Raw genomic sequence first — 3,710 nt, forward strand, 5'->3', positions numbered from 1 at the left:
CCCGCGGTTTGCTTTCGTCCACATCGCTTCCATGCCCTCGTCGAATCAAATCAACAGCATGGAATCACAAACGATTCATATCATTCAACTTCTTTGTGGACCGACACTAAGATTTCAGCCATGCCACTGCCTCAAGATCAAAACCGTCTCTTGAAAGACTGAGAAACGCTAAATGGCGGGAAGTTCGGCTGTCTCAGAGAACCTTGAAGCAGATCGAAATATTGCGCCCATGCAAATTTGTTCACGATCGCATCGGGCCGTTCGAATGTGAAAATCTCAATGCCATCGAAATTGCCTGTCGCCTGATACCGAGATTTGGCTACAGGCGTTATGTAGAGTCGGATCGCATATCTGATGTTGTTCAAGAACTCTGCGATCGTACTTGCGTGATAGGCCAGCAGGTGGGTGTGAAACCAGTCCCAACAGTCTGGAAGCGCGAGGTATGCGTCGCTCTCGTCGATGGTGACGCCGTTGTCCGCCAAGATCGTTCGCAGTCGATTAGCCTGGCCACCAAGGCGCAGAAAGTTGTGCTTTCCGATGTCACCGCTCATCCGGATGAAGTCGATCCGCTTGATACGAAGATTGACGTTTACCTCGATACTCCCCAGCCAAACCTCATCAACCGAAGCGTAGGCCTCCAGCCAGTCGCTGAACTCGGTCACGATGCGCTGCAGGTGCTCGATGCCTCGACCGATCAACGGGTTCTTGCAGATACGGCTCAGATAGAAGAGCGTCGTGTGATCAGTTGCTCGACCGCCGTTTTCGGGTTTGGACAGGCCGAATGGCAAGCCACCCTTTCCTTTGCCCGTCACCGGAGACAGAAAGTCTCGTAGGAAGGTCCCGAACTGCCTCAGCGATTGGGCAGTTTGCGGCAGCAGGTGTGTGTCGTGGCGATGGTCGCCAAGCGGACAGAAGATCGAATGATTGACCATGTCATCGACCATGCTGACCACGGCGCTGAGGATGATCGCTTCCTGTTCGATCTCGGTGAAAGTCCCTGGCGTTTTCGTCATAAATCCTTCGAAAATTGCTCGCGAAACCGGATGATGCAAGACTCCTGATCACAAGACCACACCCTCCGGAGGAAATCGTTTCATGGGACGACGTAAGAGCAAGTTGTCGCTGGATGAGCGAGCGGCTTTGCCTGTCGCGCAGGATAACCCTCACATCGAATATCTTCGGCTCAGTCGCCGGGATATCTGCGAGACCGAGATCAACTCGGCGGTCCGTCTGTTCCTGCTTGACGAAGATCCCATTTCTGCGCACCTCCTTGCCAGTGCGGCAACCGAAATTATGAGTGCATTGTCGAAGGGCCAATCCGGCGTAGGCCTAAACGATGTGCGTGCATTCACAAAGGAGGTTGGCGTGGCCGCCGACCTGGAGGAGGAACTCTTCAGCAGCTTGCAGCACCCCTACAATTTTCTAAAGCATTCATCGTCGGACTTCAGTGTCGAGAACGATTTCTCGGTTGATTACATTGTGATGGGGCTCTACACGGCGATCCACAGCTACAAGATACTGTTCGAAAATCTATCCCCTGAGATGCGGGTATTCTATAGGATGGTGACTGCTTGGCGCCTCTGTGAGTGGTGGCCTGAAGATCCGCACTTCCCGGAGAAGCTACAGGCCGCGCGCCAGGTGGGCTTGACCGATGTATCTCGTGAGGAGTTTTGCGAGGTCGGTCGGCGCCTGCTTCAACGCGAGTGGGACGCCGAGCCTGCACAGTGATTTAATCCCCTGATGTCACCTCGATCCCGAAACCCCTACTTCTGCTTGATTACTGCCCTGTGTCTGCTTTCAGGAAACGGCGGAACAAATCCTAATAAGCGAAATAGGGTGCATTGCCGCCGAAGCTGATTGACCAGGTAAAGGGCCGCTTTCCCGGCGTAGTCGCCCGAAACCTGCCAGTCCGTTTCCCACCCAAAACGGCCGCTTACCCCGGTGCCAGTCGATCCGCCCGTGCCGGCGCCGCGATGAGGCCCCCCTCCTTGCGCGAGACGCGCTGGTGCAGATGCACCATCAGCGCCGCGGCGAAGAGCGGCGTCAAAAGGTTGAGCAGCGGCACCGCGAGGAAACCGGCGATGAGCAGGCCGGCCAGAAACACCGTCGTGCCGTAGCGGCCGCGCAGCGCTTTCGCCTCCGCCTCGGTCCGATAGCGCATGGCCGCGAACTCGAAATATTCGCGACCGAGCAGATAGCCGTTGACCACGAAGAAGGCGGCGATGTTGATCCCCGGCACCAGCAGCAGAACCAGGGCGAGCAGATTGCCGAGGATCACCACGCCGAAGAATTTCACCGACAGGATCAGGCCGGGAATCAGCGGCATGGCCGTTCCCGCCGAGACCTCGGGATAGGTGTTCGCCTCAACCACCTCCGCCACGTCGTCGAGAAACAGGCTGGCGATCACCGCGCTGATCGGCCCGATCAGGAAGGCCAGAAGGATGGCGAGGGCAAACCCGGCCGCCCAGCCGGCGAGGCTGCCCGCCTGGTCGACCCAGGAGGGGGCATCGGGAAAGAGATTGGACAGGAACGGAACCGCGAACCATTCCGCGATGGTCGCGATCCCGAACCACAGGGCGACCAGCACGACGGCGGTCAGGCCGAGGGTCTTCCACAGCGCGCCACGAAAGGGCGGGGAGAACATGTCGGCGAAGGCCAGCCGAGCGGAAGCGAAGATCATCGATGCATCCTTTCCATCGCCCCGCGAGATAGGCATCGGCGCTGGCCCCCGCAACGCTGGCTCTGTGATCGTCCCCGTATACAGCTACGGCTCCGCTACTTGATCCAAATTGCCACCCACTCTACAATGTAGAGCGAAGGAGGTGATCTATGCTGGGTAAGTTTGAAGAGCACTGCATGCTGGCCCTTCTCAGATGCGGACCACGATCGACGTCAGCCGATGTATTCAAGGTTCTGGCGGAGCGACTCCAAAAGGAGCCCTCCTTCGGCGCAGTCTTCACGACACTTGATCGCCTCGCGGACAAGAAGTTACTGATCTCGGATTATATAGAGGACCCGGATAGGAAGGGACGGAGACGACGCTTCTTTACCCTGACCGGCCAGGGTTCTCGCATACTTTCCGACGCACTCCGGGAAGGAACGCGCCTTGCTGAGGGCTTAGGCGCCTCTTTTCCAGCCGGAAGCGAGTGCAACTAATGGCTGATGAATATAAACATTCAGATTTAGGCCGCGCCTATTGGTTTTATATTTCCGCCATACCTTATGGCGGAAGAATAATACTTGAAACCATTCATGATAAAATTAATTTAATTACAGGTGAATTGGCGACGACTTTTGAAGAGACCAGTGATTACGTTTCCGATGCGGAGCCGCCGCGACCGCCCCGAACGATGTGGGTATTTTGGTTCATGGACTTCCGTAAGTGCGATGCGGCGCTGATTGATCTCGAAGAACTGTATCCCCGGATGATCGAGCGCCAAGGGGGCAGCCGACGCCGCGCAGATTGGCTCTACAGACGTCAGGTGGTGGGGATGCTGGTGCGGTATCATACAGGCAAGCTGCAAGCCTTGCTCCTCTTATCGCTCAGTTGGGCGGGACTCCCGCGGATCGTTGAGTTCATCAAAGCCTTCACAAAGGCTTAATACCAACGGGCGCTGATCAAGACCCATGCGCCCAATCTCGCATTCCGATGGACGTGATTTTCCAGGGCTGATCGACGAGCTTGTTCCAAGCTGCGCAGCAGTGGGCGA

5 protein-coding genes are annotated in these 3,710 nt (G+C 56.7%); 3 read left to right on the forward strand and 2 right to left on the reverse strand.

Annotated features, from left to right (window positions below; translation table 11 throughout):
• Positions 1 to 137: 137 nt before the first annotated feature.
• Complete coding sequence (locus VQ045_RS21350) at positions 138 to 1,013, reverse strand: hypothetical protein (RefSeq protein ID WP_331831550.1); 876 nt, start codon at positions 1,011 to 1,013, stop codon at positions 138 to 140.
• A gap of 82 nt (positions 1,014 to 1,095) precedes the next feature.
• On the opposite strand from VQ045_RS21350, the gene VQ045_RS21355 reads away from it, so the two are divergent.
• Complete coding sequence (locus VQ045_RS21355) at positions 1,096 to 1,728, forward strand: hypothetical protein (protein WP_331831551.1); 633 nt, start codon at positions 1,096 to 1,098, stop codon at positions 1,726 to 1,728.
• 205 nt (positions 1,729 to 1,933) lie between these two features.
• Here the strand turns inward: VQ045_RS21355 and VQ045_RS21360 are convergent, their stop codons facing one another.
• Entirely contained in the window at positions 1,934 to 2,680 is a 747-nt protein-coding gene (locus VQ045_RS21360) for a sulfate transporter family protein (RefSeq protein WP_331831552.1), read from the reverse strand.
• A gap of 176 nt (positions 2,681 to 2,856) precedes the next feature.
• On the opposite strand from VQ045_RS21360, the gene VQ045_RS22135 reads away from it, so the two are divergent.
• Complete coding sequence (locus VQ045_RS22135; RefSeq protein WP_442879931.1) at positions 2,857 to 3,156, forward strand: PadR family transcriptional regulator; 300 nt, start codon at positions 2,857 to 2,859, stop codon at positions 3,154 to 3,156.
• Positions 3,156 to 3,602 carry a hypothetical protein gene (locus tag VQ045_RS21365; RefSeq protein WP_331831553.1) on the forward strand — a complete coding sequence of 149 codons (447 nt, stop codon included), beginning with the start codon at positions 3,156 to 3,158 and terminating at the stop codon, positions 3,600 to 3,602. The genes VQ045_RS22135 and VQ045_RS21365 overlap by 1 nt, the downstream gene beginning before the upstream one ends.
• The last annotated feature ends 108 nt before the right edge of the window (positions 3,603 to 3,710 follow it).

This window comes from Aurantimonas sp. E1-2-R+4 (genome assembly GCF_036549515.1).
GTDB lineage: Bacteria > Pseudomonadota > Alphaproteobacteria > Rhizobiales > Rhizobiaceae > Aurantimonas > Aurantimonas coralicida_A.